This is a genomic window from Mesorhizobium sp. WSM4809, assembly GCF_055811655.1.
Genome location: NZ_JBVVQW010000005.1, coordinates 304917 through 330684, shown reverse-complemented (window position 1 = coordinate 330684; position 25768 = coordinate 304917). Strand labels below are relative to the sequence as shown.

Here is a 25768-nt window from a genome sequence, read left to right as displayed (position 1 = left end):
TCACGCGATGGGCGCTTTAAGCCCCAAGCGCAAAGGGCATCAGCGACACCGTGCCGGCCGAACTTTCACCTGGGGCGAGCACGATGGCGCCCTCGTCCGGATCGCTCCATCCGCCCCGGTTGAAAGCACCGGAGGCCATGGTCTGCGGTTCGACGCAAAAATAAGGCTTGGCCGGGTCGGCGTACAGCATCAGGTGCTTGAAGATCGGATCGGCCTTGATGCGCAAACCCGCGCCGCGCGCCGGAAAGCGAAGCGTCGCCTCACCCGTCCAGCCGCCATAATCATTGTTGCGCCAGCCGGCGGGTAAAGGCCGGCCATCGGCGAAGTCGAGTTCGGGGGCAAGCGTGATCGGATCGCCCGAAATACCTTGCGGCTCTTCCAGATAGAACCGCGTGGCGTTGAATTGCAGCGTGACGTCCGGGTCGCGATCGAACCAGGGATGCAGGCCGAAACCAAACGGCATGGAAACCGGCCCCGTGTTGGTCAGTGTCATGGTCACGCCGAGGCCTTCTTCGGACAGCACGAAAGCCTGCGTCGCGTGATAGGAGTAGGGTTCGAGGCTGGCTGCGATATCCAGCGACAGCGTTGCCTGGGCGTCGCCCGTCTCAGTGACAGTCCAGGGGTGTTTCCAGCCGCTGCCATGCACGTTGATGGTTTCGGGCGGATTGTTGGGCTGGACCCGCCAGCGCTTCGCTCGAAACTCGAAGGTGTTTCCGGCGATGCGGTTGGCGTAGGGCATCATCGGGAACATGGCGACGCCAAGCACGTTGCCCGCTTCACGATCGTCATCGGAAATCCGGCGCATGAGATCGATGCCGCGCCAGCGCAGCGCGCTCACGCTGCCGCCGATACGCGGCACCAGTGCGACCTCAAGCGCGCCGGCCCTGAGCGTCAATGGTTCGGGAATTGCAGCCATCGCCGCCATTCGCCGCGAGGCGCTATTCCGCGGCCGCGCCGGCGGCGCTTTTGCGGGTGGCGTCGACCATCAGCCGCCGTTCCCGGAACACGCCCCATTGCTGGTCGACCAGCACGCCGATGAGGATGACGCCGCCCATCACCGCGAAGTTGAGCGAGGACGGGATGCCGAGCAGGTTGACGAGGTTCTGCAACTCCTGCAGCAGCACCGTGCCGAGGATAACGCCGATCAGCGAGCCCTCGCCGCCGCGCAGCGAGAAGCCGCCGAGCACGGCTGCGGCGATGGCGTAAAGCTCGTAGAACTGGCCGTGGCTGGCCGGTGAGATCGAGCGCGTGTACATGGCGAAATAGATCGCCGACAGCGCCGTCAGCACGCCGCAGATGACGTAGGCGGCGATGACGACGCGGCCGGTGCGGATGCCGGAATATTTCGCCGCCTCCTCGTTCTTGCCGATGGCGTAGAGATAGCGGCCGAACACCGAGCGGTGCAGCACCACCCACATGACGATCGAGATGACGATCAGGGCGATGAAGCTGTTCGGTACGCCATAGGAACGCCCGGCGGTGAGGAATTCGAGGTCGGGAAAATTCTGGCCGAAGGCAAAACCCGCCGTGCCGTCGGCGGTGTAGAAGCGGGCAACGCCGCGGTAGATCAGCAGGCCGCACAAGGTGACGACGAAGGGCTGCAGCTTGAGCCTTGTGATCAACCAGCCATGCGCCAGGCCGATGATGGCGCCAAGCAGCAGGATGAGCACGAAGGCCAGCGGCCATTCCATGCCACGCACGGCGATGAAGTCGATGAACAGCGTGCCGAGCAGCGCGACCACCGAGCCGACCGACAATTCGATGCCGCCGGTGATGATGACGAAGGCCTGGCCGATCGACAGGATGCCGAACAGGCCGATCAGGTTCGAGGTGTTGGCGAGGTTGATCGGCAGCAGGAAGCGCGGATTGATGATCGCAACGATCGCCCCGACCACCAGGATCAGGATCAGCAGGCCGAGATCTTTCTTGCTCATCGTCTTCTCCCCAATGCCCGCCCTAGAAGGTTCCGGACCGGAACCCTGGCAACAAAAAGCTATTTCGGCTGCTTGCCGACCGCCAGCAACAGCACGTTTTCCTGGCTGAACCGATCCTTGTCGAGAATGCCGGAGATCTGGCCCTCATGCATGACGGCGATGCGGTCGGACACGCCGATCACCTCTTCCATGTCCGACGAGATCATCAGCACGGCGACGCCGGCATCGGCCAATGCGCGCATCAGGCCATAGATTTCCGCCTTGGCGCCGATGTCGATGCCGCGCGTCGGCTCGTCCAAAATCATCACCTTGGGGTTCATGGCCAGCCACTTGCCGAGCACGACCTTCTGCTGATTGCCGCCCGACAGCGTGCCGGTGCGCGTCTGCACCGAAGGCGCCTTGATGCCGAGATCTTTCTTCTGCTTCTCGGCGGTGGCGGTCTCGGCGCTTGAGGACACCAGAGAGCGGCGCGCATGCGCCGGCAGATTGGGAAGCGAAATGTTCTGGGCGATCGACAGGTCGAGCAGGATGCCGGTCAGTTTGCGGTCTTCGGGCACCAGGAAGATGCCGTGCGCGACGGCGTCGGCCGCGGAAGCCAGCACAAGCGGCTTGCCGTCGAGTTCGAGCGCGCCGCCAAGCTTCGAGTCGATGCCGAAGAACACCCGCGCCAGTTCGGTGCGGCCGGAACCGACAAGGCCGGCGAGGCCAAGGATTTCGCCGCGCCTGACATCGAGATCGACCGGCCGGCCGGGATAGGCAGGCGTACGGATGGCCTTGGCCGAAAGTGCTACGGCGCCGGGCGCACGCGCCGCCTCCGAGGCTTTCTCGCGCTCCTTCAGCATGCGGCCGATCATCAGCTTGACCATCTGGTCGTGGCCGATGTCGTGCTTGCCCAGCGTACCGGCAAGCATGCCGTCGCGCAGCACGACGACGCGGTCGGCGACGCGCTCGACTTCGTGCAGACGGTGCGAAATGAAGATGACGCTGATGCCGTCGGCCTTCAGCGCCTTGATGACGTCGAGCAATTTGTCGGTCTCGGCGAGCGGCAGGCTCGATGTCGGCTCGTCGAGGATGACCAGCCGCGCCTCGATCGACAGCGCCTTGGCGATCTCGACCATCTGCTGCTGCGCCAGCGACAGGGCCGCGACCGGCGTGTCGGCGGAAAAATTGGCGCCGACGCGCTTCAAAAGCGGCGCCACCATGGTGCGCAGTTTTGCGCGGTCGACGAGCTTGAGCGGCCCGGCGCGCAACGGTTCGCGGCCGAAGAAGATGTTGGCGGCGACGTCGAGATTTTCGAACAGGTTGAGTTCCTGGTGGACGAAGGCGATGCCCGAACCCAGGCTGGCCTCGACGGAGAGCCTGTCATGCGCGGTGCCGTCGACGGTGATGGTGCCGCTGTCGGGCGTGGTGACGCCGCCGAGGATCTTCATCAAGGTCGATTTGCCGGCGCCGTTTTCGCCGACGAGGCCGATGACCTCGCCCGGCCTGACCTCCATTGAGAAGCCATCGAGCGCGACGACGCCGGGATAGGTCTTGCGCACGTTCTCGAGGCTGAGGAACGGCGTAGTTGCTGCGATGGATGTGTCGGAATAGTTCATCATGCCTGACAGCAGCCGGCGGGCCGTTTTTGGTCCATCTTCAGACTGACGATCCGCGCGCGGTTCGTCAATGCGAGCAGCCGGCCCAAGCGAAGTTGAGCCGGCTGAACTGCTTCAAGTCTTAGTTTCCAGACATCGCCTTCAGATTGGCGGCGTAGGCGTCGACGTCATCCTTGCCGATGATCTTGGTCGGGATGATGATGAGGTTGCCTTCCGGGATGCCCGACTTGTCGCCCTTGAGATAGGCCGCCATCAGCTTCATGCCCTGATAGGCCCATTCGAAGGGCTGCTGCACGACGGTGGCGGCAACGGTGCCTTCCTTGACGCCGCCCAGCGTGATCGGATCGTCATCGAAGCCGACGACGGTGATCGAGCCGAGCTTGCCGGCATCGCGCAGCGCTTCATAGATGCGCGGCGTGTTGTAGGAGTAGAAGCCGACCATGCAGGTGACGTCGGGGCTGGCGACCAGCGCGTCCTCGACGTTCTTCTTGGCGCGCGCCTGGTCGATGTCGTCGCCGCGCACGTCGATCAGCTCGATCTTGGTGCCGGCGAGACCGTCCTTCATGCCCTGGATGCGCTCCTTGGCATTGTCGGCGCCGAGCAGGCCGACGAAGCCGAGGCACTTGCCGCCATTGGGCATCGCCTTCTTGGCGATTTCGGCCGCCTGCTTGCCGGCATCGACATTGGACGAGCCGATATAGGCGACGCGCTTGGTCTGCGGGGCGTCCGAGTCGGTGGTGAACAGCGCCGTTTCCGAGGCGATCTTGTTGAGGCCATCGGTCGAGGTCTTGGGATCGACGGCCGAGACCATGATGCCCTTGACGCCGGCGGTCACCAGATCGTCCATCAGCCGCTGCTGGATGGCGACCGAGGACTGCTCGGGATATTTGAGCTCAAGATTGTAGTCGGGCAGTTCGCCCTGCGCCTTCTTGACGCCGGCTTCGGCGGCCTTCCAGAAATCGGAAGCGCCGTTGACCACGAAGGCCAGCGTCGGCTTGTCTTGGGCCCGCGCGATTGCCGTGGCCGACAGGCCAAGCAGCAGCGCGGTCGCGGCTACGGATGCAGTTCGTATCAAGGATTTCATGTTCAACCTCCCGTTTGGCTCAGTCGTTGGACCGGCCGATCTTGCACTGACCTGATTTGCCGTTTGCAGCGTGGACGCCCTCCTCCTCAAAGGGGTTCCCGGCACCGAAAGAATGGCGTCGTTCCAGCCACGATCATGGACCTTAGAGACTCATCCTTCGTTCGTAAATAGTCCGATTTGTCTGACATATCACATATCCGAGACAAGGCTTGCGGAGGTAGGATCCGCTCGCCACCGGGCCATTTTTCGTACTCTCCCGCCGCCCCGAACCCACTAGGCCGGACGCGACGGATTGACGGTACAGCGCATTTTTGTATTAGTAAACAGTATTAGTTCCGAGCCAATGCCGGGGTTTCGCGGTGCGCCCGCCGCCGAGCCGTGGTCAGCGCCGAGCCGCAGCCAAGCCTTTCGCCCTTTGAGTTTTGGCTTGTATGGAGATGCATGGCGGATGGACCTCAGGCGTACTAATAGTTATAAACGGCCTTGACGTTATTCCTGTAAATCGACGGCGTCACGCCATCTTGCCGGCCTGACCGGCCTGCCAGACTGGGATTTGCCATGAGCGAGACGACGGATCGGGCCAGCGACACGGCGAGGCGGCGCAAGGCGCCGGCGAAGGGCGCCAAGGGCCGCGTCACCATGATCGACATCGCCAGGGCGGCCGGCTGCTCGCAGGCGACCGTTTCCTTCGTGCTCAACAATTCGCCAGGGATCAAGCTGTCGCAGCAGACCCGCGAACGGGTGATCGAAGCCGCGCGGACGCTTGGCTACACCGCGCCCGCCTTCGAGGCCCTCCACCCGCCGATCCCCGCCTTCGAAGGGCTGGACGGGGTGATCGGCTTTGCCGTCGACCAGCTCGCCACCAGCCCGGAAGCCGTGGTCGCCATCGAGGGCGCGCGCCAGGCCTCGTGGAATGCCGGCAACGTTCTGCTGGTGGCGCAGACGCTGGGCGATGCCGTCATGGAGCCGCGCGCCATTTCAGCACTGACCAAGCGGGGCATTTCGGCGCTGATCTACATGACCATCTTCACCCGCGAGATCACGGCGCCCGACTATCTCTACGGCCTCGACATCCCGGTGATCCTGCTCAACTGCTACACATCAGACTATGCCTTCCCTGCCGTGGTGCCGAGCGAGATCGCCGGCGGCCAGAGCTCGACCCGCCATCTGATCAGCCACGGCCACCGCCGCATCGCCACCATCACCGGCGAGCCGTGGATGCAGGCCGCACAGGACCGGCTGAAAGGCTACCGCCGCGCGCTCGCCACCGCCGACATCCCGTTCGACCCCGACCTGGTGGTCGAGGGCGACTGGTCGGCCAGCGCCGGCTACGCCGCGACCGTCAAGCTGCTGGCGCTGAAAGACCGCCCGACCGCCATCTTCTGCCAGAACGACCGCACCGCGATCGGCTGCTACGAAGCGCTGAAGGAAGCCGGCCTGCACATCCCTGGGGATATTTCCGTCGTCGGCTACGACGACGAGGAAATCGCCAGGCATCTGTTCCCGCCGCTGACCACCTCGATCCTGCCGCATATGGCGATGGGCCAATGGGCGATCGAGCAGTTGGAGGCACCGGCGCCGCCTGGACGGGGGCGCTATCCGATCACGAAGCTGGAGTGCCCGCTGGTGGAGCGGGAGAGTGTAAGGGGGGTGGCGGGGGGCTGAAAGCGCATCGATTGCTAAGTGAGGCGCTACCGCAAGACACTGCCAACGCCTTGGCTGTATGTAATGCGTCCGGATGACGGCACCTTTACGGTACGACCATACCTTCCTGCCTTGCCTTATGCAATATTTCCACCAACACCTCGCACTGCCGCTCGGTTGGGATTTTACCTGGGAGCTGGGACGCCGCGTTCATTATCCCGATCTCTTTCGGTGTCAGCAGCTTCCTGGCGGTCATCTGTCGGCACAGATCGAGCCAGACCTTTCCCGGAATTGCTATGATCTGGCTCTGAATCTCGATGCCGTTGTCAATCCGCTGTGTCTGCTTCGCTGTTTTCGCTTCAAGTTTCGTATCGTCCTGGGTCGAGAGGGTGGGCCAGAATTCTTCCGGCAGGGTGTCTGCGATCCCATCGACTTTGCCGAGTAAGCGAGTCCAGCACCCATCCTTTTTCGCCCATTCTGAAATGTTCGAAATGCCTTGAGGTGGATGAATGATATCGTCATTCACGGCACTCGCTATGACTTCGATGGTGCGCACCGTTCGTTCATCTATACCTTGGACATTCCACATACGCTGGAAGTCGAGCGCCGCGTTGCGCCTTTTTGTGACCTCACCCAGAATCGCCAGCGTATAGGCCACGATGTTGGCTCGGTAGCCTCCGTTATACCAGGGCTGATCGGAAACGAGCCTTTCCGTCGCGCGGAACAGGATACCGCGCGCAATTGCCCGTCTGAAATAAAGCTCGTTGAAGCCGTCCGACGATTTCTCCCATTCCTTTCCTATCCGTTGCGCATACTTCCCGAAGTTCTTCTGCCCACCAAGGTTCACCCATCTCGGGTGGTCGTCGAAGACGTTTTCGAACTTTGCCAGGTCGGTCTTCGTGAACATCTGGGGCTTGGGATACTCCGCCTTGAAGCGCTTCTGTTCCGCTGGCGTGAGCTTGGATTGCGCGTCGATGTACTGGCCACGTGCGCGCTCATAGAACCATTTCGTTTCGCGCTGCGCTCCCTGCTCCGCCGGAGCCCATATGCGGCGCGAGAAGTCAGCCATCCGGACATGGAAAGGATGATTGGAAAAGAAGTCGGCGGCGTTAACCCGGTTCTGCGTGTTTGCGTACTCGGAGATGCGGGGAACGATCATTTCGCTCTGCTCGCTGTCAATCACAGAGAGCTTCATCTGGACGAATATGCCGGAAAGATCAGCCTTATCACGACGATGTGTGTGAAACAGCGACGCTGTCGTCTGCCCGCCGTTGACGATCTGAAGATCCGTCATCCCGACGATCTGGAGATGGCCATCCTTCATTCGTGTTTCCACGGCCTGAGCTGTTGCGGTCACGCCGTTATTGTAGGCGAAGAACATATGCGGCTCGTTCAGGATTGTGGCCCTAATCCCTTTGTTGACCTGGGCGCGAGCCTGGAGGAACGTCCGGACGTTCTGCTCCAACAGCCTCGCACTGTAGCGATCATAGAGCTTCGCCAGCATCGGCGCGGGCATGACAATAAGGAAGGATTGGTACGACCCGCCACCGAGATTCGCAGGCAGACAGTTGATGCCGTCGCCGAAGAATTCGACAAAATCGATATTCAGCGCTTCCTTGTGTCCGCGTGAGCTGCGCTGACGCTGAAAGCGGGCAATATCCCAGATATGATAGGTAGCTCGAATGCCGCCTATCTCGTTGTCGGAGAAGGCCTGAAAGCGATCACTGAGTACTCTTTCAGAAACGAGATAGAAGTTGATCTGTCGGAGAGACGCTTTGCGGTCGGCAATCTGGCGGACCAGTCCGTATTCAGGCGTCGTCACGTCCGGCCGCAGAGAGCCTTCAATGCTGGCTTCGAAGAAGTTCACGACCCGTTTAAATGCGGCATCGACATCGGTGCGTGTCAGCGTTTCAAGCGTGCGGCGGCAGTCGAAATCAGCTACGAAAATATCGAGAGCGCCTTCGTCATTGAACCAGTATCCGTCAACCCGCATTCCCTTGGGCGCACGATATGGACAATGTTCGAAACCTTCAACAAAGCCGGTTTCGATCAGTTCGTTCGAAACGGCATCCATGAAGGCTTCAAGCTGATAAGTGCTCCCAGCTTCAGCGCCAGCCAAAGTCTCCTGGCGAAAGTCATGAAAAAACTCTTCAGCGGTTGTTTCCAATCAAGGCCTCCGGAACAGCTCGACGTCGTCACAAACAAACTGGGTAATCGCTTCCATTTTTATGTCGTAGCTCACCTTCGCGATACCGTTCGGCAATTCCGACCTTATCAGGCGCGGAAACAGCTCGGTTACCCGGTATGCCTGAACCCCGGTGATTAAGAAGCGAGGAAAATCATACTCCTTTAGAGGCCCATAACTCACGCCGGACAGTTTGAGCGCGAACTGCTCAACCGCATCGGCATCCGTCAGTTCGCCCTCTATCGCCGATACAAGATCGTTCAGAGAAAGTGCCTTTTCAGAATCAGGCATATCGCTCAGACGCTGCGTCAGAAGAAAAAGATCATCAGCGAGCGATTCCAGCTGGTCTTCAGAGGAAATCCGGATGGAATTTCGTTCCCGCCCGGAAATGGACTTCACCTCGATCGCCCGGTTTCCGAAGATGAAATCCTGATGGACGTCGTCAGGCCCACACCAGGCGTCCATCGCCGCAGGCTGGGAAAGAGTGTCGCGATAGAGCCTTCGCAGAACATGCAACTCGCTGAACAGACCGCGCACTTCCTCGGGGGAAAGCAGGCGCGGATCGCGACCGGCAAGAAACGCCTTCCAACGCTTCAGATGCGTCAGCGCGACCGCCAATGCCGTTGCGGAATCTCCAACGTCCTTGAGACGGTCGATCAAAGTATCGCACAGGCCAAGGAAAAGATCGCTGTCCACGTGGCGGGCAAGGGTCAGCACGAAACGCTGCTGACCGGGCTTGTCGCCCATGCGTATATCAACGCCAATGCCGTTCAGAGAAACACCGTCGTGACGAAGCTGATCCAGGAAATCGCCCGTGAGTTCTACAACGAGAAGGCATTGAGACGCGGTATCTCGACCCCAATATATCGGTACACCTGTGGTTTCGGGAACGCGTATCACGGTGAAATCGACAATCGGTACTGCGATGCTGTCCCACGGCGCCGGTTTACTCATCGTCGTAATCCTCATCGGCATCCGGATCATCTTCGAGCGATCCATACATCTGCTCGACCCACACTCTGTTGGCGACCACTTCAATTGTTGTTCCGTATTGCCCGTCAGGATAGCTCAGACCCCATGCAGGAACCCGCATCCCCTCGAATTTGGCGTTCTCCGTCGGCTCAAGAACGTGAAGCATCAGGAGCGGCTTGTCCCGGATAACCCGGTAATGGAAGTCCGACGGCTTTTTCGACTTACTCTCCTGATCATCGGCATGGAGCTTCTTCGCGGCTTCCACCTGGGTATCATCCAATCCCAGCTTCTCATCTCCACGGCTGGCGACTCGATAGCCGGAAACCAGCCATTTTTCTTCGGGGGCGTCTTTGGCTGTACGATCCTGCGCTCCAAGGACAAATTTGCCCGGTTCACCCGGACCAACCGATATGAGCAGCACATCACCTTTGGGGAATTTATCGGAGATCGCATTCAGGTAGTCGATCGCGAGAGCCTTCTGCTTGACGGCATCTTTGTGAGACTTAAACCTGCTTAGAAATTCAGCGAATTTCTCGACACTCACATCCCGGATAATCCAACCCTTATCAGTTGGCTCCGCTTCCCCGAACGTCTGATTCCGCCAGTATTCTTTAACAATTTCCTCATTTTCCTGATTAATCCCACGGTCCAACGGCAGAAGAAAACTTTCAATCAACCTTCCGCTATAGTTCTGACTGAGAGTGACCTTCTCTCCAGCCCGCATTTTATTGGCTGCGGTGACAATCAGGTTGTCAGGATGGGACTGAACGTACAGCCCGAAGTCTCTGGGGCTCAGGCCGACATTCCGCATACGCCTGATCTGCTGCCGCAGTTCGTCAGCTGCGTTGGCAATGTGCTTGTACCAGTTGATCGAGTCCTTGGATAAATAAACTCTGCAAACATCCTCGAAACCGGGCCGATAACCGAACCATCGACCCATCTGCATTAGTGTGTCGTACATCCGGGTGTTGCGATACATATAGCTGACCGTCAGGCCCTCGATAGTGAGACCGCGCGAAAGACTCAGACCGCCGATGGCGATAGCTGTCAGCCCGACGCCTTCTTTCTCATATTTCTCATAGTCCAGCGGGTCGTCGCTTGTCTTGCTGTTGACCACATAAGTGCGGAGATGTTCGAACGTGCCCCAGAGGGCTTGTTTAACTTCCTCCCAAGGGTGGCCGCATTCCGCGAATTCACCATCAAAGGCGGCTCGCAGTCGGGACATGTAGAAGTTCTTGGACGAAATCTCCTCGGCCATCATGTAGTTGGATTTCACCGCATCTCTGAGCTTATCAAGCCTTAATCCGATGAAGCTCTTGACCTCCTTCTGGACAGACACGAAACGAGATACGTTGATGAGCATGGAGCAGTGCTTACGCTCCTGCTTCCTGAGGTTTCGGATAGCCCTCGCTACAATGAATTGATCCAGAGCCAAGTACAGGCTCTGGGGGAGCTCAGCGACGATAGCTCCATTCTTATGCGTCAGAGGCAGATATTCCTCACAGTCCTCAATCGGCCTGACAATCTGTCGACTACTTACCTCGTCAAGAAAAACCTTATCCGGTCCGAAATATGTGGTCGGCGCATCAAGCGAATAGATGAAGTCCTTAGGGAACAGCTCTTCGTAGGCTTCCTTATCGAAGGCATCCGGATCAATGAAGATGTTTGCAAACGGCGTTGCCGTATATCCCACATAGCATGATTTCGTGAAAAGCCGCAGGATCTTTCTTATCCAGGTGTTTGTCGCCGTCGGATTTACGTCCGGTTTATTCGTATTGATCGAAGCATTATCCGCTTCGTCATCGATCACCAGCATCGGCACATCCTTGATGCGATCAGCGCCCTTGGCATTCAAATCTCGCAGCCAAGTGTGCAAAACCTCCAGAGTTTTGACATTCTTTTTGATCACGATGATGACAGGTTTTTTGAAGTCATTAAGTTCAGCACCGCTTTTATCTGCAGTCTGCTTGTTGAAATCCGCATTAATGTTGGTCAGGGTGACGGGGTTCGGATAATTTTTGTCGAGCCCGACGCCTATAGCAACTCGGTTTGCAGGGTCGCTCGAACGACCGATAAAACCCTCATCTACCCTGGTCTGCGTTTGCTTCCTCAGATTGTTGTGGATGCCGGCGATAACGATGATGAACTTGTATCCAGCGTCGGCTGCCTTTGCGATTACACCAAGATAGTTGGCGGTCTTACCCGACTGAACGTGACCGATTACCAGACCGCGCCGGTTCCAGGCGCCCTCGTCTGTCGGATCTTGAAGCAAGCCCAGGATTTTTGATCCGTCGTCGTTGAGAAGCGTATTTACAACGGTAGGTTTCCAGCCTTCTCCGAGAAGAAAATCGCCATAGGCACTGGCGTATGTAGAGCCGACTTCCCGCTTATGAATCCAGTCCTGGTCATGTGTGGCTTCCGGGTCGATGAGCGAAACACCGGCGTTCATCCGTGATGGGATGATCGTCTCGGCCATCACTACTATATTTTGCAGGTCGCCATCGTAACCGAGGATGGGGGCCAACATAGCCGCTCTCGCTTCAATGTCAGCGCGCGATGGAGGCACATCGCTATCGCCAAAAGAGGTAATAAGAGCTGCAATAATACCTTTCTCTTTTTCGTTCTGTGTGCGGCTCATAAAAATGCCTCCCTGGCAAAGTTTTCTGCTGTCTCCATCTGGTTGTCGAACAGCCGCGTAGATCGAACAATCTGAAGGAATGCTTTCGGATCGCCCGCCCCCTGCCCATACAGCGCACTGCGCAGCCCTTTCAGACGCTCAATCACTTCCGTCTCGCCGGCGGGCACCTGAATCACTTCGCGCGGATTGGTGGAGTAATCCGAATAAATCATCTCCACGGGCAGTGACGCGCCAATGGATTCCAGAAGTACATGCAGAGCGCGTATTTCGTCCTGAGACAGCTTCGCATCGAGAGACTGAATAAGTGGATGCCGCATGTTCACGGCAAAGCGGATGCCGCCGTGGTCGGCATATCGCTCCCAGAGCGGTGCCTGCGTTTCCTGAAAGAGCTTCTGACCGCGCCCGCGATGAACGATCACGCTTCTGGCCGTGATTTTCGCAATGATCTGGCGAAGACGTTCCCGCACCGCGTGCGGCGGCCTTGCACGCGATTTCTTGATATCGATTGTCCAGTCCTCATCGAGGCTGTTCGGGAAGTCGATCTGGACGCGTGCGAGTTTGGTGGCTTCGCCTTTCGGGACCAGACGGAACCAGTCGCCCCAGGCCATCAGTCGCCCGTTGCGGTAGATGTAGGCTCCCTGATTGGAGATGAAGTCGCTGCGGTCCTGATAGAAATCGTATTCCGACGCCGACAATCGGCTGTGGTGCGGCAGAATGTAGGGCTGCATCTGCACAGCCTCGTCATCAATCCAGACGGTCTCGGCCGGAAGCATCTGCGTGGCTTCATTTTTCCGGCAGAACGGATCAAATCCCGTGACAGGATGCCCGTTGATCCGGATCGCGATCTTCTTTCTGCCTTTCACCTCGCCGGACAGGAAACGGTGAAACACGAGAGAAAGGTGACGTTCGACGATGGCGATCTTCTCGTTGACGATCTCGTCGCGCTTATTGCCGGTCTCATCCTCGAATAGGCGATCAAGATCACGCCAGATGACGATCGTACCGGTGTCCTCCATTTTTTCAACGAAGGGCAGCTCGGCGATTTCATCCGGATCAAGAATGGACATGTACCAGTCGTCGTCATCCTCGACCTGCGTCAGATTCCACTCGGCGCCGGCGCGTATCCCCTTCTGACTGCTGGCGACGGTGAGTCTGCGGCACTGAGAGAAGGACGCCGTTTTCAGACCGAGCCCGAAACGCCCGAGATCCTTCGGTGCGCGCTTCTGTTTGGGGTCTGTGGACCCGTGGCGCATGGCGGCAATGACTTCAGGCTCACTCATGCCGCGACCATTATCAGCGATCACGAGGGCGGGAGGATTGCGGCTCATGTCACAGAAAATCCGAATGTCAGTCGCATCCGCCGAAATGCTGTTGTCGATCAGATCGGCGATTGCGGTTTCGAGTGAATAGCCAAGGTCCCTCAGTGATGCTGACAGGCAGGCGGCGCTTGGCGGCAGATGATGCGACCTTGCCATTCAATCCCCTCTGATTGTTTCCGACAGACGGGTGACGACAGCCTGCGGATCAGACTTCAGATCGCATTCCCAGATCGTGAGAGCTGTCCAGCCAGCTTGCTCAATCGCAGCGACGTTGCGCGTATCGCGTTCGACGTTGCCTTCGAACTTGCTTGCCCAGAATTCAGTTCGCGTGGACGGCATTGTGGCGTTCCGGCATCCTGGATGGCGGTGCCAGAAGCAACCGTGAACGAAGATGGCTATCCGGTACTTTGGAAGCACGATATCGGGCCTACCCGGAAGTTCTTTCGCGTGAAGACGGAACCTAAACCCGGCCCGGTGCAAGAGAGAACGCAGAAGCAGTTCCGGCTTCGTATTGCGGCCCGCGATCCGCGACATGTTCCAGCTGCGGTGCCCGGCTGAGATTGTGTCTGCCATTTATCAATGGTCTCTTATGGAGGCCAGCACTTCAGCAACTATTCCGGCAATCTGCTTCGCAAGTTGAGGAGGAACGGCATTGCCTACCTGATGATACTGGGCGGTGCGAGGGCCTGCAAAATAATAATTGTCCGGAAAAGTCTGGAGCCGTGCGACTTCGCGAACTGTGAGACTGCGACACTGAGCTGGGTCGTAGTGGATGAAGTAATGCCCATCCTTGGAGATGTGCGAAGTGATGGTGGTCGAGTACTGGTCTGCCACCTGAACCCTGAAACGGTCGGAGAACATCTTCCCGGAACGTCCGAGTTCGACATTCTGATGGTCCGGGAGCAGGGATACCGGAAAATCGGAAAGCTTTGGACTTCGGCCTGTTTTCTGAGCGAACGTCGCCGCGTAGAGGTACCGGCGAAGATCGGACGCCATATGGCTGCGTGCTTTATGCGATGTCAGAACATCAAGACGCTCATCATACAGGCTTCTTAGAACCGGGTGGTTAGGGTGGTGCATTGTGTAGTGCGCCGACGAAACAGTTTTTGGGGAACTCAGCGCTGTAATGTTTTCTAGGCTCAGGCTTTGCGCCACGTCGTAAGCGTATTCTGCGCCGTTGAGGTGGCGGCGGATATCCATTTCGGAGATACGCCGAAGCTCTCCCTGCCAAGCAGCGTAGGTGTCCCTGTCCTTGGAAAGACCGCTGCGGACATGAGGAAGGGAATCGATTGTGTCTTTTACGGAAGGCGCTTCGAATTTCTTAAGGGTGCCCGGCCGCACTTCCAAGTCGCCGCGAATGCCTACAATAAACATGCGGTGACGGGCCTGCGGAATACCATACTCTTCGGCCTTCACGACGAATAGCCGTGGATCGACGCCGTCTCCTTCAGCTATCTCCTGTTCCGAGAGGGAATAGAGCTTGTAGGTGAGATCCTTCGGCGCGCCTTTGATGGCCTTGCCGGGGTGCATCAGGTCGGAGACGATCCTGTCAATGGCCGACTTGCCCTCGATCGTAGCCGAGAGCAAACCCTTCACGTTCTCCATCACGAAAATCGGAGGACGATGGTCAACGATTATACGTAGATATTCCAGATACAAAGTGTGGCGTTCGTCCTGCTCAAAGCCGGGCCTGCTCATCATGCGTGATCGGCCGACAAGAGAATACGCCTGGCATGGGGGCCCGCCGACCAAAGCCCATTTGTCCGTTCCCGCCAGTCTTTTGGAGATCAGCGATTTAACTATCGGATGAGAGTCTGGCCCTAGAGTAATCTTAAGTGCGCTCTCCCGTGCTTTGGTGTAAGCGACCGGGTAGGCTTTGAACAGCTCGTCGAGCGTTACGCGCTCGGCCAGAAAGTCATAGTACTTTTCGGGAGCCTCCCCCTCGGGGAAATGCCGTATAAAGTGACGCAGCAGCAGGGTTTGATGTGAGAAGTTATCCTTCTCGATCGATACAACGCTTCTGAACTGCGGGGTCCCATTCTCAGTCTTGGTTGCAGCGAACCCTTCTCCAAGTCCGCCAGGCCCGGCAAACAGATCAACTACAGGATAAATGGCACCTCGCTCTGCGAGCCTATTTTTGCGCTCCGAGTCCAGCGCTGATGTTGCTGTCGTGTACTGATCCCCTAGCAATAACATCTTTAACCGTTCGCTTTCGAAGCTTGTCCCGAGCGCGCTATACTTTCTACCGTTCCCTGCCGACCAGTGAGCTGCTGAAATTCCTACAGCCAAACGAGCCCGATAAATGGCGCAAAGCAGTAATTAATTCCGTACCACATCCGTTGCGATTTGAGCGATGATATTATTCTGGGTGTTCTCTGAAAAATTCCTCGATTCTCAGCGTTGTTCATGAGCGGTTTTGAATTATTGATTTAGCTTGAACTTTGGCGCACCCGACAGGATTCGAACCTGTGACCTCTGCCTTCGGAGGGCAGCGCTCTATCCAGCTGAGCTACGGGTGCTTTCCGGAATCCGGAAAACGAACCAGCCGGTGAACCGGCAAGTCACGGCTTCTTAGCGGAAGCGGGCGCGGGCTTCAACGGGCAATTGGTGATTGGCGTAGCGACCTGGCCCGGTGTGTCCAGGCCGCGGCCTATGAGGTTCCCGCCCCCGCCTCGACCGTCCTCCGCCCGCGCACGGCCCGCTTCGGCTTCTTCGCGCCCGCCAGTTCGTGCATCGCATCCAGCTGCATCTGCTGCATTTCGGCGAGGCGCGTCCATTGGCGCGAGATGAGGTAGTCGAGTTTTTCGTGCAGGTGGCGCACTTCCAGCTCGGCCTTGAGGTTGACGCGATAGTCGTTGAAGGAGCGCAGGCGGTCCTTGGACTCCTGCCGCCGCTGGCTCATCATGATGATCGGCGCCTGGATGGCGGCGATGCAGGAGAGCAAGAGGTTGAGCAGGATGAAGGGATAGGGATCGAAGGCGGCGCTCATGCCTTCGAGCAGGTTGATGCCGATCCACACCAGCAGCACGCTGCCGAACGAGATCAGGAACCACCAGCTGCCGCCGAAGGCCGCCATGTTGTCGGAGACGCGGTCGGCGAAGGTGCGGTGCTCCTCGAATTCCTCCTCCGAGTTTTCGGAAATCGTGTCTTGCCTGGCGATCGATTCGACCACTTGGCGGTCGAGCTCGGAGAATTCGCCGTGCTCCTGCTGCAGCAGCTCCTCCATGTAGCGCATGCGGTAGCGGCCGAGCTCGGCGCGGCTGATGCGGGCGCCGGCCGGCAGGTCGGGATGGTCCGATCGGATGCGGTCGGCGAGGCTCGGGCGCAGCGTGTCGATGCGCACCAGATCGCGCTTGCGAAATTTGCGGCCCGAGATCGCCGACGGTTTTTTCTTCGGCTTGCCACGGTGGGCGCCGGGGCCCGCGGGTTCGGAGTCCGGCACTTCGGGCGTGTCGAAGTGCTCGTCCGATACCGGATCGGCCTCCAGCTCGCCAATAATCGGGGCCTCGAAATATTCGCCGCCGTCGTCGTTCTGATTGTCTGCCGGTTGCTCGGGCGTTTTGGGGACGGTGCTCATGGTGCGGGCTCCTGATGGTGCTGGCCGACGATAGACAGAGGTGGCGGCGCATAGCCAGCGCCGGGCACGGATTTCGCGGGCCGGACAAGTGGTTTTGATCGGAGAAGGCGATGTGGCTGGCGGCGGCTCGCCCCTGAGGGCGGGTGGAGACGTTCGAAATTGGCCGGAGCCTCCCCAACTTCGTCATCCACGGGCGAAGCGGGAGCGAAGCGGACGCGTAGACCCGCGGATCCATGCCGCGACCTTGGCCGGAGAATGCAGCGGAGCCGAATTCAGCACCGCTGCGGGGCCTTGGAGTCCCGGCATGGATCCCAGGGTCTGCGCCGCGTCGCTGCGCTCCTTGCTTCGCCCTAGGATGACGAAGCGATGGATGTTTCCGCTAAACGGCGCCAAGGCTACGAGAGAAGGCGACGGGGCGGCGGGCAACAAAAAACCCGCCTTGCGGGCGGGTCACGTTTCCAGTGGATCAATTGGCGCGACTCAGCACCATACCCAAAACAGTAGCTTAGCTGCCTTCACCGAGTCAAGAAAAAATTCCTATTCGTCACCGCGCGGCCAGGCGCGATGCTTGCTACGGCAGCTCACCCTTCGCAGGCTCAGGGCGTTCGTCGTTCAAAAAGCCAAGCAATTGGCTTTTTGTCCGCTACGCGGACCACTCCTCACTGCTCCGCGAACATCAACCTGGTCTTGGCGCCGTCCGTGGTCGGCGACAGGCTGCGCTGGATCAGCGCTTCGACATGGTCGTTGCGCTGGCGGGCTGAGTCGGCGCCCATCACCACGACGATCAGATTGCGGCCGTCGGCATTGTAGGAGGTGACGATGTTGAAGCCCGAGGCCCTGATGTAGCCGGTCTTGATGCCGTCGACGCCGCGCACGCGGCCGAGCATGTCGTTGTGGCCGCGCACCAGCCGGCCGCGGAACATGAAGTCGCTTTCGGAGAAATAGTGGAACTGCTGGGGGAAGCGCTGACGCAGCGCCATGCCGAGCACCGCCATGTCGCGCGCCGTGGTCATTTGGCCACCGTCGGGCAGGCCCGACGCGTTGCGGAAGGTGGTGCTGGTCATGCCGAGCTGGCGCGCCTTGGATGTCATCATGGCGGCGAACTGATCCTCCGAGCCGCCGAGATATTCGCCGACCGCGACCGCCACGTCGTTCGCCGATTTGACGACGATGGCGCGGATCGCCGAATCGACATCGATGCTTTCGCCGCGCCGGAAGCGCAGCTTGGTCGGCGGCTGCGAGGCGGCATGGTCCGAAACCGGGATCTGGGTCTGCTTGCTGACGCGGCCGGAGTCCAGCGCCTCGAACAGCAGATAGAGCGTCATCATCTTGGTCAGCGAGGCCGGGTAGCGCTGCGCCGTCGAGCTGACCTCGAACAGCTGCTTGCCGGTCCTGGCGTCGACGACGATGGCGGCATATTTCTGCGCCGGCGCGGGTACGGCCAGCACCGAGTCCGGCGGCGTCGTGGCGCAGCCGGCAAGCAGCACCAGCAGGGCGAGTGCCGCAAAAAATCTCTGGATGAGCGGAAGGGGGTTGTACAAGGGCAAGTCTGTTCTAGGGTCGGCTGTTGCTGAGATGCGGCGAAGCTAACGTAACGCATGTGATGCGTCCATTTGGTTAATGGCGGCAGCAAGGCATTTGCCCAGGTTTGCGCATATTTTCAGAGCTTGGCGCCGCCCCTCATCTGCTGCCGCCATCTTCTCCCCGTGAACGGGGAGAAGGACGCTCTCCTCGACGGGTTCGCCAACCGCCGGCGTCGCAGAGTGAACGCCAACGCCGCGGCATCTCCCTTCTCCCCGTTCACGGGGAGAAGGTGCCGGCAGGCGGATGAGGGGCAGCGCCGGCGTCGGCTATCGGCCCCGCCGAGCATCTGCCCCGAAAACGCCGGTTTTCCCGTGTCTTTCCTTGCCAGGGCCGCGTTTCCCGTGGGAAGGGGCGTGGTATCTCAGGGCTTGGGGGCTTGGCATGACGAATATCGGGGCCGGGGGCGCAGCGCCCTCGCTTATCAGGGCATCGCTCAGCCGCACCGGCAAATGGGCCGGCAGCGTCGCCTTTATCGGGGGTGCGGTATCCGACATCCTCAATCCGCTGGCGCCGTTCGCCGCCTATATCGCGCTGATCGCCGCGGTGGCCGCAATCATCATCGCCATTGCCATCGTGCTCAGGCTGGTGCTGGCGGCCAGAGCGCTGCCGGCCTTGATCTTCGCCACCACGGCGGCGGCCGTCGCCGGCGGTGTCTACGGCCTGCAGCAGCAGACCAACGCCCAGAACGGGGTGATCGCAAGCCTGGTGCCGGCCATTGCCGGGCTGCAGCAGTCGATGGGGATCGTGTCCGAAAAAGTGGCCAGGATCGAGCAGACCGTCACGCAAACGCAAAAGACGGTCGAACAGGTCAAGCAGACGACCGACACGGTGGCGAAAAAGGCCGACGAGATCGCCTCGGCTCAGCAGCAGCAGACGCAGCAGACGGCGGAGGTGCAGAAGACCACCGACGAGGTGAAGAAGCAGACCGAGACGCTGGCCGCCGGCCAGGCGCAGCAGCAGGCCCAGACCGAGAAGCTGCAAGAAACGACGCAGCAGATCGCCGCCTCGATCGACACCATCGCCAAGGGCTTTGCCGCCTTGGCCGCGCAAGGCGGGGCGATTGCCGAGCCGAAGCGGCCGGACGAGTTCTACCACAATGCCCGCGTCTATGAGCTGTCCGGCGACATGCTCAATGCGCGGCGCTCCTACCTCGCCTTTGCCGGTTTCGACGTCGACGCCATCGACCCCTACACGCGCTTTGCCACGCTGCTTCGGGTGCAGGACGGCAAGGCCGGCGCGCGCGAAGTGTTCGGCGCGCTTGCCGACAAGGGCAAGGCGCTGTCGATCAAGCTGGTGCATATCCAGCAGTTCGACGACGCCCAGCGCCTCGACAAGCTCAACGCCTTCATATCAGCCAATCCAGATTTCGCGCCGGCCTATTTCCTGTTGGCGCAGGAGTTTTCGGAAGATCGGCTCGGCGCCCAGACGCTGGCCGACAAGCGCAACGAGGCCAAGGCACTGACCAGGTTCGTGTCCTACGAAAAGGATGGCGGGCTGCTCAAATATTTCGTCGACCAGACGCAGCTCGCCGACTGGCTGGACCGCAGCCGCAGCCGGCTGGCCGCACTCGGCGACGTGCTCGACCCCTCCCGCTTCGTGCCTTCGCTGACGCCGATGCGTTCAAACCAGGGCTGGTCGATGACCATCTCGCTGCCGGAGCCGGCAACCGCCATCTCCTGGCGCATGGGCGACAGCGGTCCGTTCACCGACACCGGTTTCCTGGCGATGAACGATCAGACGACCGGCAAGCCGATGGCCAATCCGAGCTTCGAGATGCCCGACAGCACCGTGGCCGGCATTATCGCCATCAAATATCTCGACATCAGGGGCCGCGAGACCGGCCCGTTCGACATCCGCTTCGACCCGGAGACAGCGCTCCAGCAAGGCAACAAGCAGATCCTCGACCAGTTCTGGACCTCGTGGATCGCCTTCGATGCCAGCGGCAATCACGGGCTGGTCTACTTCACCCAGATGCTGTCCTACCGCTGCGCCATCAAGCAGGTGCATTACAGCCTGAACGGCGCGGCGCTCGACAAGGAGATCAAGATGCCGCCTTGCGACAAGAAGGATCCCTACGCCATCCCCTACGACTACCAGCCCTATTTCAAGGTCGCCGATAGCGTGAAATCGATGTCGGTGCAGGTCACCTACACCGACGACACCAAGTCGCCGGTGCGGGAATACAAGCGGCAGTAGCTGCGCTCACCCTCCCCCTTGTGGGAGGGTGAAAGGGCGCTGATGCAAAATGCCTGCCGCAATGCTTGCGCAAGTGCCGCCGAACAGGCCAGTTTGCGCCTGCAGAATCGGTGAGAGCACAATGACCATCCACACCATCAAGGCCCGGGGCATTTCGGTTTCGCTCGACCTCACGGTCGGCCATATCGCCGACATGGTCGTCGAGGGTGGCGGACGACAGCTGAAGCCGCTGCATCGCGCGCCCTGGGTCGATGCGGGCGAGACGCTGCCGGACAATCTGCCGGAAGGCACGGTTCGGCTGTCCGGCGATTTTCTCTGCGCGCCGTTTTCGCGCAGCGATGTCGAGGAGGCGCCGCTGCATGGCTGGCCGGCCAACAGCGCCTGGGATGTGGTCGAAAGTGTCGCGACCGACGATGGCTGGGGCGCGGTCTATCGCCTGCGGCACAAGGTGATGGGCGCCAGCGTCGACAAGATCCTGACGCTGCGCGACGGCCATCCCTTCCTCTACCAGGAACATGTGTTTTCCGGCGGCCATGGTGCGATTTCGGTCGCGCATCACCCGATGACGGCAATGACGGGCGGCGGCAGGCTGGCCTTTTCGCCGAAGCGGTTTGCCGCGACGCTGGACGACCCGCTGGAGCCGGATCCCGCACGCGGCCGCTTCCTGCTGGCCTATCCGGCACGATCCGCCGATCTCGGCCGTTTTCCCGCCGCAGGCGGCGGTACGCTCGACCTGACGGAATACCGCATGGGCGACCTGCGCGAGGATTTCCTCACGCTGGTCGAGACGGATCATGGCGGACCGGGCTGGACCGCGCTTGCGCGCCAGGCCGAGGACGATCTGGTGCTGGTGCTGAAGAACCCTGCCGAGCTGCCGATCACCATGCTGTGGTTCAGCAATGGCGGGCGCGACTACGCGCCCTGGAGCGGTCGCCACCTGGGCGTGCTCGGCATCGAGGACGGCCGCGCCGCCGTCGGCCATGCCGCTTCGATCGGCGACAACTGGCTGAAGCGCGAAGGGGTAGCGACCGCCTTTGCGCTGGGCGAAAGCCAAAGCGTTTCCTTTCGCCATGTCATCGGCGTCATGCCGCTGTCGGGCGGCGAGCCGCCGCAGGAGGTCACGACGGCGGATGGCCGCATGCGGCTGACGGCCAGTGGCGCGGCGCGGGAGGTTCCCTTCGACAGCGATTTCCTGCGTATTGGCCGGCCAGCGGCTGCCTGAACGAACAGCACAGTTGACTTCTGTTCGTTCAAGGGTCCCCATCAATTGCCAAAGTTGGCGCCGCCCCTCACCTGCCTGCCGGCACCCTCTCCCCGTATAGTGACGGGGAGAGGGGTGCTCTCATCACCGATTTCGCCAACTACCAGCGTTACAGAGTAGGCGCCGAGATTGCGGCTGGCCCCTTCTCCCCGTCACTATACGGGGAGAAGTGCCCGGCAGGGCGATGAGGGGCGGCGCCAACTTTGGCAAAAGACCGCCTCCAATAGCTCAAATCCCGATTTGAAATTTCCGCCAACTGCCGACAAGATACAGCGGAAATTATCGTGCCGATCATCCAGGCAAGCGAGGCTCTCATGTCCGAAATCGCCCATCTCGCCGCCACCATCTTCAAACGCGCCGGCAAGGCAAACCGCTTCATCGTCGCCATTGCCGGTCCACCAGGCTCCGGCAAGTCGACGCTGTCGGCAAGGCTGCATGAACTGCTGCCCGAAGGTGCTTCGGAAGTCGTGCCGATGGACGGCTTCCACTATGACGACGCCGTGCTCGAGCGGCGCGGCCTGCGCGCGCGCAAGGGCGCGCCGGAAACCTTCGACTTTGCCGGGTTTGAGGCCCTGCTGAAGCGTATCCGTGCCGGCGAACCCGACATCGCCATCCCGGTCTTCGACCGCAGCATGGAACTGTCGCGCGCCGCCGCCTCGATCGTCGCCACGCAAACCAAGTTCATCCTGGTCGAGGGCAACTATCTGCTGCTCGACGAAGAGCCGTGGTCGCGGCTGGCGCCGCTGTTCGATTTCTCGATCTTCGTCGACGTGCCGCGCAACGAACTCGAGCGCCGGCTGATGGAGCGCTGGCACGGACATGGCCGCTCCGATGAAGATGCGCGCGCCTGGATCGCGTCCAACGACCTGCCCAACATCGAGCGCGTGCTGGCGCGGCGCCGGGCTGCCGATCTGGTGATCGGCCTTTCCGCTTGATTCGACGGATTGCGCAAGGGGAACCTTAAGACTTTCAGGCCGTTATCCCGACACGGCAATTGTGCCAAAAGAGGGATTCGGTTCTAATGGCAACCAAGGCAAAGAAGCCCGCGCCCGCCAAGGGCAAGGCGACCCAATCCGAGGCTGGCGCCGGCCCGGCGATGACAGCCCGTTCGAAGGACGCGAAGCCGACCTTCGGCAAGGCAGCGCCGAAGAAAGTGGTGCCGACCGCAGCGAAAGCCGCGCCGAAAGCCGCAAAGCCGACGAAGCCCGCGAGTTCCAGCGACTCCCTGAGCGGCAGTGCGATGCGCACGGCCAAGGCGACGGCCAACGTCGCTGCCGGCGCGGTCATGGTCGCCGCCCGGGGTGCTGCGTCGCTCGCTGCTTCCGTCATGGGCAAAGGCGGTTCCAAGGCCAAAGCGAAGGCGAAATAGCCGCGCTTCGGAGGCTGGTTCGGCTATCCCTTGGCCGGGATGGTCAGGCCTTTCTGCACCGCCGGCCGCGCCAGGCCGCGCTCCAGCCATGTCGAGACATTGACGAAATCGTCAAAGCCGACGAGTTCGCGCGCTTCGTAGAAGCCGATCAGGTTGCGCACCCAGCCGAGCAGCGAGATGTCGGCGATGGTGTAGTCATTGCCCATGATCCACTTGCGCCCCTTCAGCCTGCCGTCGAGCACACCGAGCAGTCGCTTTGACTCGTCGCGATAGCGCTCCAGAGGGCGTTTGTCGGCGATCTGGCGACCGGCGAATTTGTGGAAGAAGCCGACCTGGCCGAACATCGGCCCGACCGAAGCCATCTGAAAGAACACCCACTGGATGGTCTCGTAGCGGCGCGCGGCATCGATGGGCATGAGCAGGCCGGTCTTTTCAGCGAGGTAGAGCAGGATGGCGCCGGATTCGAACAGGCCGATCGGCTTGCCGTCCGGACCGTTCGGATCGATGATCGCCGGTATCTTGCCGTTGGGATTGAGCGACAGGAATTCCGGTGTCCAGCTTTCGTTCTGGCCGATGTTGACCCAATGCGGCTCGTAGGGCAGGCCGAGTTCCTCCAGGGCAATCGATATCTTCACGCCGTTCGGCGTTGTTGCCGAATAGAGTTGGATCTGGTCCGGATTCTTGGCCGACCAACGCGTTGCGATCGGAAAGGCGGACAGGTCGGCCATGGAAACTCCTGAATGGGGATTCGCGCCGAGCGGCGCGGTTTGGCGGGGGGCCAAGAATTAGACGCGCGACACGGCACGATCAATATAGCGGTGACCATTTCGTCGTGCACGGACGGTCAACGGAACGGCCCGTTTGGGGCAGATCGCGCGCCTGGGCTCAAACAGCCTTGAAGGCCAGCACGGCATTGGTGCCGCCGAACGCGAAGCCGTTGCTGATCGCGGCGCGCACCTTGCGCTCGCGCGGGACATTCGGCGTGACGTCGAGGTCGCAATCGGGATCGGCCTCACGAAAATTAGCCGTCGGCGGCACGATGCCTTCGCGGATCGCCATCACGCAGGCGATCATCTCCAGCGCCCCCGATGCGCCGAGGCAATGGGCGTGCATCGACTTGGTCGACGACACCGAAAGCTTGTAGGCATGGTCGCCGAAGACGCGCTTGATCGCTGCCGTCTCGATCTGGTCGTTGGCCTTGGTGCCGGTGCCATGGGCGTTGAGGTAGTCGACATCCTCGGGATTGAAGCCGGCATCGGCCAGGCAGGCGCGCATGGCCGCCGTCGGCCCTTCGACGGTCGGCGCGACAATGTCGGACGCGTCGGCGGAAAGGCCGGCGCCGGCAATCTCGGCAAGGATGGTGGCACCGCGCGCCATGGCGTGTTCGTAGCTCTCCAGCACCGCCATGCCGGCGCCCTCGCCGAGCGACAGGCCCTGGCGATCTGCCGAGAATGGCCGGCAAGTGTCGGGTGCCAGCACCCGCAGCGCTTCCCAGCCCTTCAGAATACCCCAGACCAGCGGCGCATCGGTGCCGCCGGCGACCATCACATCGGCGCGGCCAAGCCTGATCTGGTCGACGGCCGAGGCGATGGCGTGGTTGGACGACGAGCAGGCCGAGGTGACGCCGAAGACCGGGCCGCGCAGGCCGAGATTCATGCTGACGTGGCCGGAGGCCGCACTTGGCATCACCTTTGGCACGGTGAAGATACCGGCGCGGTTCTTGCCCTCGATCAGGATGGCGCGATAGCTCTCTTCGATCGCCTCCCAGCCGCAGACGCCGACACCGACGACGGTGCCCATCCGATAGGTGGTGGCTTCATTCGAAACCAGGCCGGCCTGCTGCATGGCTTCTCTGGCTGCGATCGTCGCCAGCAGGCTGAAGCGGTCCATCGACACGGTCTGCTTGCGGTCGATTCCGTGATCGGGAAGTGCCTTGATTTCGCAGCCGACCTTGACCTTCAAATCATGCAGCTGGGGACTTGTGATCTGGCCGATGGCCGAGCGGCCGGCGCGCATCTCGTTCCAGATCGCGGGCGCGCTGGTGCCGAGCCCGCAAATGCCGCCCATGCCGGTGATGACAACGCGCTGCCGCATTCAGTTCAGGCTTTTTTCGCGATCAGCGCGCGCACAGCTTCGACCATGTCGCCGACATTCTTCAGATTGCTCCAGGCGTCGACCGTGTTCATCTCGATCTCGATGCCATACTCTTCCTCAAGATCGAAGATAATCTCCGTCAGCTCGAGCGAATGGATGCCAAGCGAGGTCAATTCGGTGGTGGTGGTGATTTCTTCGCCGCCGGGCTCGGCATGAGCCTTGATCGTCGCGATGATATCCGTTGCCAGCTGGTCGGCCATTCGGTTCCTTCCCCACTATCTCGACGTTTCCCGACGCCAACTGAGCAGCGCCC

Annotated in this window: 20 protein-coding genes and 1 tRNA gene; 5 read left to right on the top strand and 16 right to left on the bottom strand. The window is 60.6% G+C overall.

The genetic code is table 11. The features are described 5' to 3' along the window. Nucleotides 1–16: 16 nt before the first annotated feature. The 4 genes from AC0L24_RS15555 to AC0L24_RS15540 form a co-directional block, all read right to left on the bottom strand. Entirely contained in the window at nucleotides 17–916 is a 900-nt protein-coding gene (locus AC0L24_RS15555) for an aldose 1-epimerase (protein ID WP_292635355.1), read from the bottom strand. A 22-nt stretch (nucleotides 917–938) separates the two neighbouring features. Further along, on the bottom strand, nucleotides 939–1934 hold the full coding sequence (locus AC0L24_RS15550; protein ID WP_127397371.1) for an ABC transporter permease: 996 nt from the start codon (nucleotides 1932–1934) through the stop codon (nucleotides 939–941). A gap of 59 nt (nucleotides 1935–1993) precedes the next feature. Then, entirely contained in the window at nucleotides 1994–3532 is a 1539-nt protein-coding gene (locus AC0L24_RS15545; RefSeq protein ID WP_473563974.1) for a sugar ABC transporter ATP-binding protein, read from the bottom strand. A 121-nt stretch (nucleotides 3533–3653) separates the two neighbouring features. Further along, nucleotides 3654–4616 (bottom strand): sugar-binding protein, encoded by a 963-nt coding sequence (locus AC0L24_RS15540; protein ID WP_127330493.1) that lies wholly within the window; start codon nucleotides 4614–4616, stop codon nucleotides 3654–3656. A gap of 558 nt (nucleotides 4617–5174) precedes the next feature. Between AC0L24_RS15540 and AC0L24_RS15535 the strand changes: the two genes are divergently transcribed. Further along, nucleotides 5175–6281: a LacI family DNA-binding transcriptional regulator gene (locus tag AC0L24_RS15535; protein ID WP_473563948.1), complete on the top strand. Its 1107-nt coding sequence runs from the start codon at nucleotides 5175–5177 to the stop codon at nucleotides 6279–6281. An 85-nt stretch (nucleotides 6282–6366) separates the two neighbouring features. Here the strand turns inward: AC0L24_RS15535 and AC0L24_RS15530 are convergent, their stop codons facing one another. From AC0L24_RS15530 to AC0L24_RS15490, 9 genes are all read right to left on the bottom strand, one after another. Next, on the bottom strand, nucleotides 6367–8427 hold the full coding sequence (locus tag AC0L24_RS15530) for an AIPR family protein (RefSeq protein WP_473563947.1): 2061 nt from the start codon (nucleotides 8425–8427) through the stop codon (nucleotides 6367–6369). Continuing rightward, nucleotides 8428–9399: a PD-(D/E)XK motif protein gene (locus AC0L24_RS15525; RefSeq protein WP_473563946.1), complete on the bottom strand. Its 972-nt coding sequence runs from the start codon at nucleotides 9397–9399 to the stop codon at nucleotides 8428–8430. Then, nucleotides 9392–12055 carry a Z1 domain-containing protein gene (locus AC0L24_RS15520; protein ID WP_473563945.1) on the bottom strand — a complete coding sequence of 888 codons (2664 nt, stop codon included), beginning with the start codon at nucleotides 12053–12055 and terminating at the stop codon, nucleotides 9392–9394. The genes AC0L24_RS15525 and AC0L24_RS15520 overlap by 8 nt, the downstream gene beginning before the upstream one ends. Next, on the bottom strand, nucleotides 12052–13530 hold the full coding sequence (locus AC0L24_RS15515) for an ATP-binding protein (RefSeq protein WP_473563944.1): 1479 nt from the start codon (nucleotides 13528–13530) through the stop codon (nucleotides 12052–12054). The genes AC0L24_RS15520 and AC0L24_RS15515 overlap by 4 nt, the downstream gene beginning before the upstream one ends. Continuing rightward, nucleotides 13531–13947 carry a very short patch repair endonuclease gene (locus tag AC0L24_RS15510; RefSeq protein WP_473563943.1) on the bottom strand — a complete coding sequence of 139 codons (417 nt, stop codon included), beginning with the start codon at nucleotides 13945–13947 and terminating at the stop codon, nucleotides 13531–13533. A 3-nt stretch (nucleotides 13948–13950) separates the two neighbouring features. Continuing rightward, nucleotides 13951–15663, bottom strand: coding sequence for a DNA cytosine methyltransferase (locus tag AC0L24_RS15505; protein ID WP_473563942.1), 1713 nt, complete (start codon nucleotides 15661–15663; stop codon nucleotides 13951–13953). Between the two features lie 153 nt (nucleotides 15664–15816). Further along, nucleotides 15817–15893: transfer RNA gene (locus AC0L24_RS15500), tRNA-Arg, on the bottom strand. Nucleotides 15894–16024: 131 nt separating this feature from the next. Continuing rightward, nucleotides 16025–16951 carry a DUF1003 domain-containing protein gene (locus AC0L24_RS15495; RefSeq protein ID WP_473563941.1) on the bottom strand — a complete coding sequence of 309 codons (927 nt, stop codon included), beginning with the start codon at nucleotides 16949–16951 and terminating at the stop codon, nucleotides 16025–16027. Between the two features lie 659 nt (nucleotides 16952–17610). Continuing rightward, the gene (locus AC0L24_RS15490) at nucleotides 17611–18492 is read right to left on the bottom strand and encodes a D-alanyl-D-alanine carboxypeptidase family protein (protein WP_473563940.1); all 882 of its coding nucleotides are present in this window, start codon (nucleotides 18490–18492) and stop codon (nucleotides 17611–17613) included. Nucleotides 18493–18916: 424 nt separating this feature from the next. Between AC0L24_RS15490 and AC0L24_RS15485 the strand changes: the two genes are divergently transcribed. From AC0L24_RS15485 to AC0L24_RS15470, 4 genes are all read left to right on the top strand, one after another. Then, nucleotides 18917–20731 carry a methyl-accepting chemotaxis protein gene (locus AC0L24_RS15485; protein ID WP_473563939.1) on the top strand — a complete coding sequence of 605 codons (1815 nt, stop codon included), beginning with the start codon at nucleotides 18917–18919 and terminating at the stop codon, nucleotides 20729–20731. A 121-nt stretch (nucleotides 20732–20852) separates the two neighbouring features. Beyond that, nucleotides 20853–21953, top strand: coding sequence for a hypothetical protein (locus AC0L24_RS15480; protein WP_127808308.1), 1101 nt, complete (start codon nucleotides 20853–20855; stop codon nucleotides 21951–21953). A gap of 353 nt (nucleotides 21954–22306) precedes the next feature. Beyond that, on the top strand, nucleotides 22307–22927 hold the full coding sequence (locus tag AC0L24_RS15475; RefSeq protein WP_127808309.1) for a nucleoside triphosphate hydrolase: 621 nt from the start codon (nucleotides 22307–22309) through the stop codon (nucleotides 22925–22927). A gap of 86 nt (nucleotides 22928–23013) precedes the next feature. Further along, nucleotides 23014–23361: a hypothetical protein gene (locus tag AC0L24_RS15470; RefSeq protein ID WP_473563938.1), complete on the top strand. Its 348-nt coding sequence runs from the start codon at nucleotides 23014–23016 to the stop codon at nucleotides 23359–23361. Between the two features lie 23 nt (nucleotides 23362–23384). Here the strand turns inward: AC0L24_RS15470 and AC0L24_RS15465 are convergent, their stop codons facing one another. From AC0L24_RS15465 to AC0L24_RS15455, 3 genes are all read right to left on the bottom strand, one after another. After that, on the bottom strand, nucleotides 23385–24089 hold the full coding sequence (locus AC0L24_RS15465) for a glutathione S-transferase family protein (RefSeq protein WP_127808311.1): 705 nt from the start codon (nucleotides 24087–24089) through the stop codon (nucleotides 23385–23387). A 157-nt stretch (nucleotides 24090–24246) separates the two neighbouring features. Further along, nucleotides 24247–25455, bottom strand: coding sequence for a beta-ketoacyl-[acyl-carrier-protein] synthase family protein (locus AC0L24_RS15460; protein WP_128289905.1), 1209 nt, complete (start codon nucleotides 25453–25455; stop codon nucleotides 24247–24249). 5 nt (nucleotides 25456–25460) lie between these two features. Further along, on the bottom strand, nucleotides 25461–25715 hold the full coding sequence (locus tag AC0L24_RS15455) for an acyl carrier protein (protein ID WP_473563937.1): 255 nt from the start codon (nucleotides 25713–25715) through the stop codon (nucleotides 25461–25463). Nucleotides 25716–25768 lie beyond the last annotated feature (53 nt).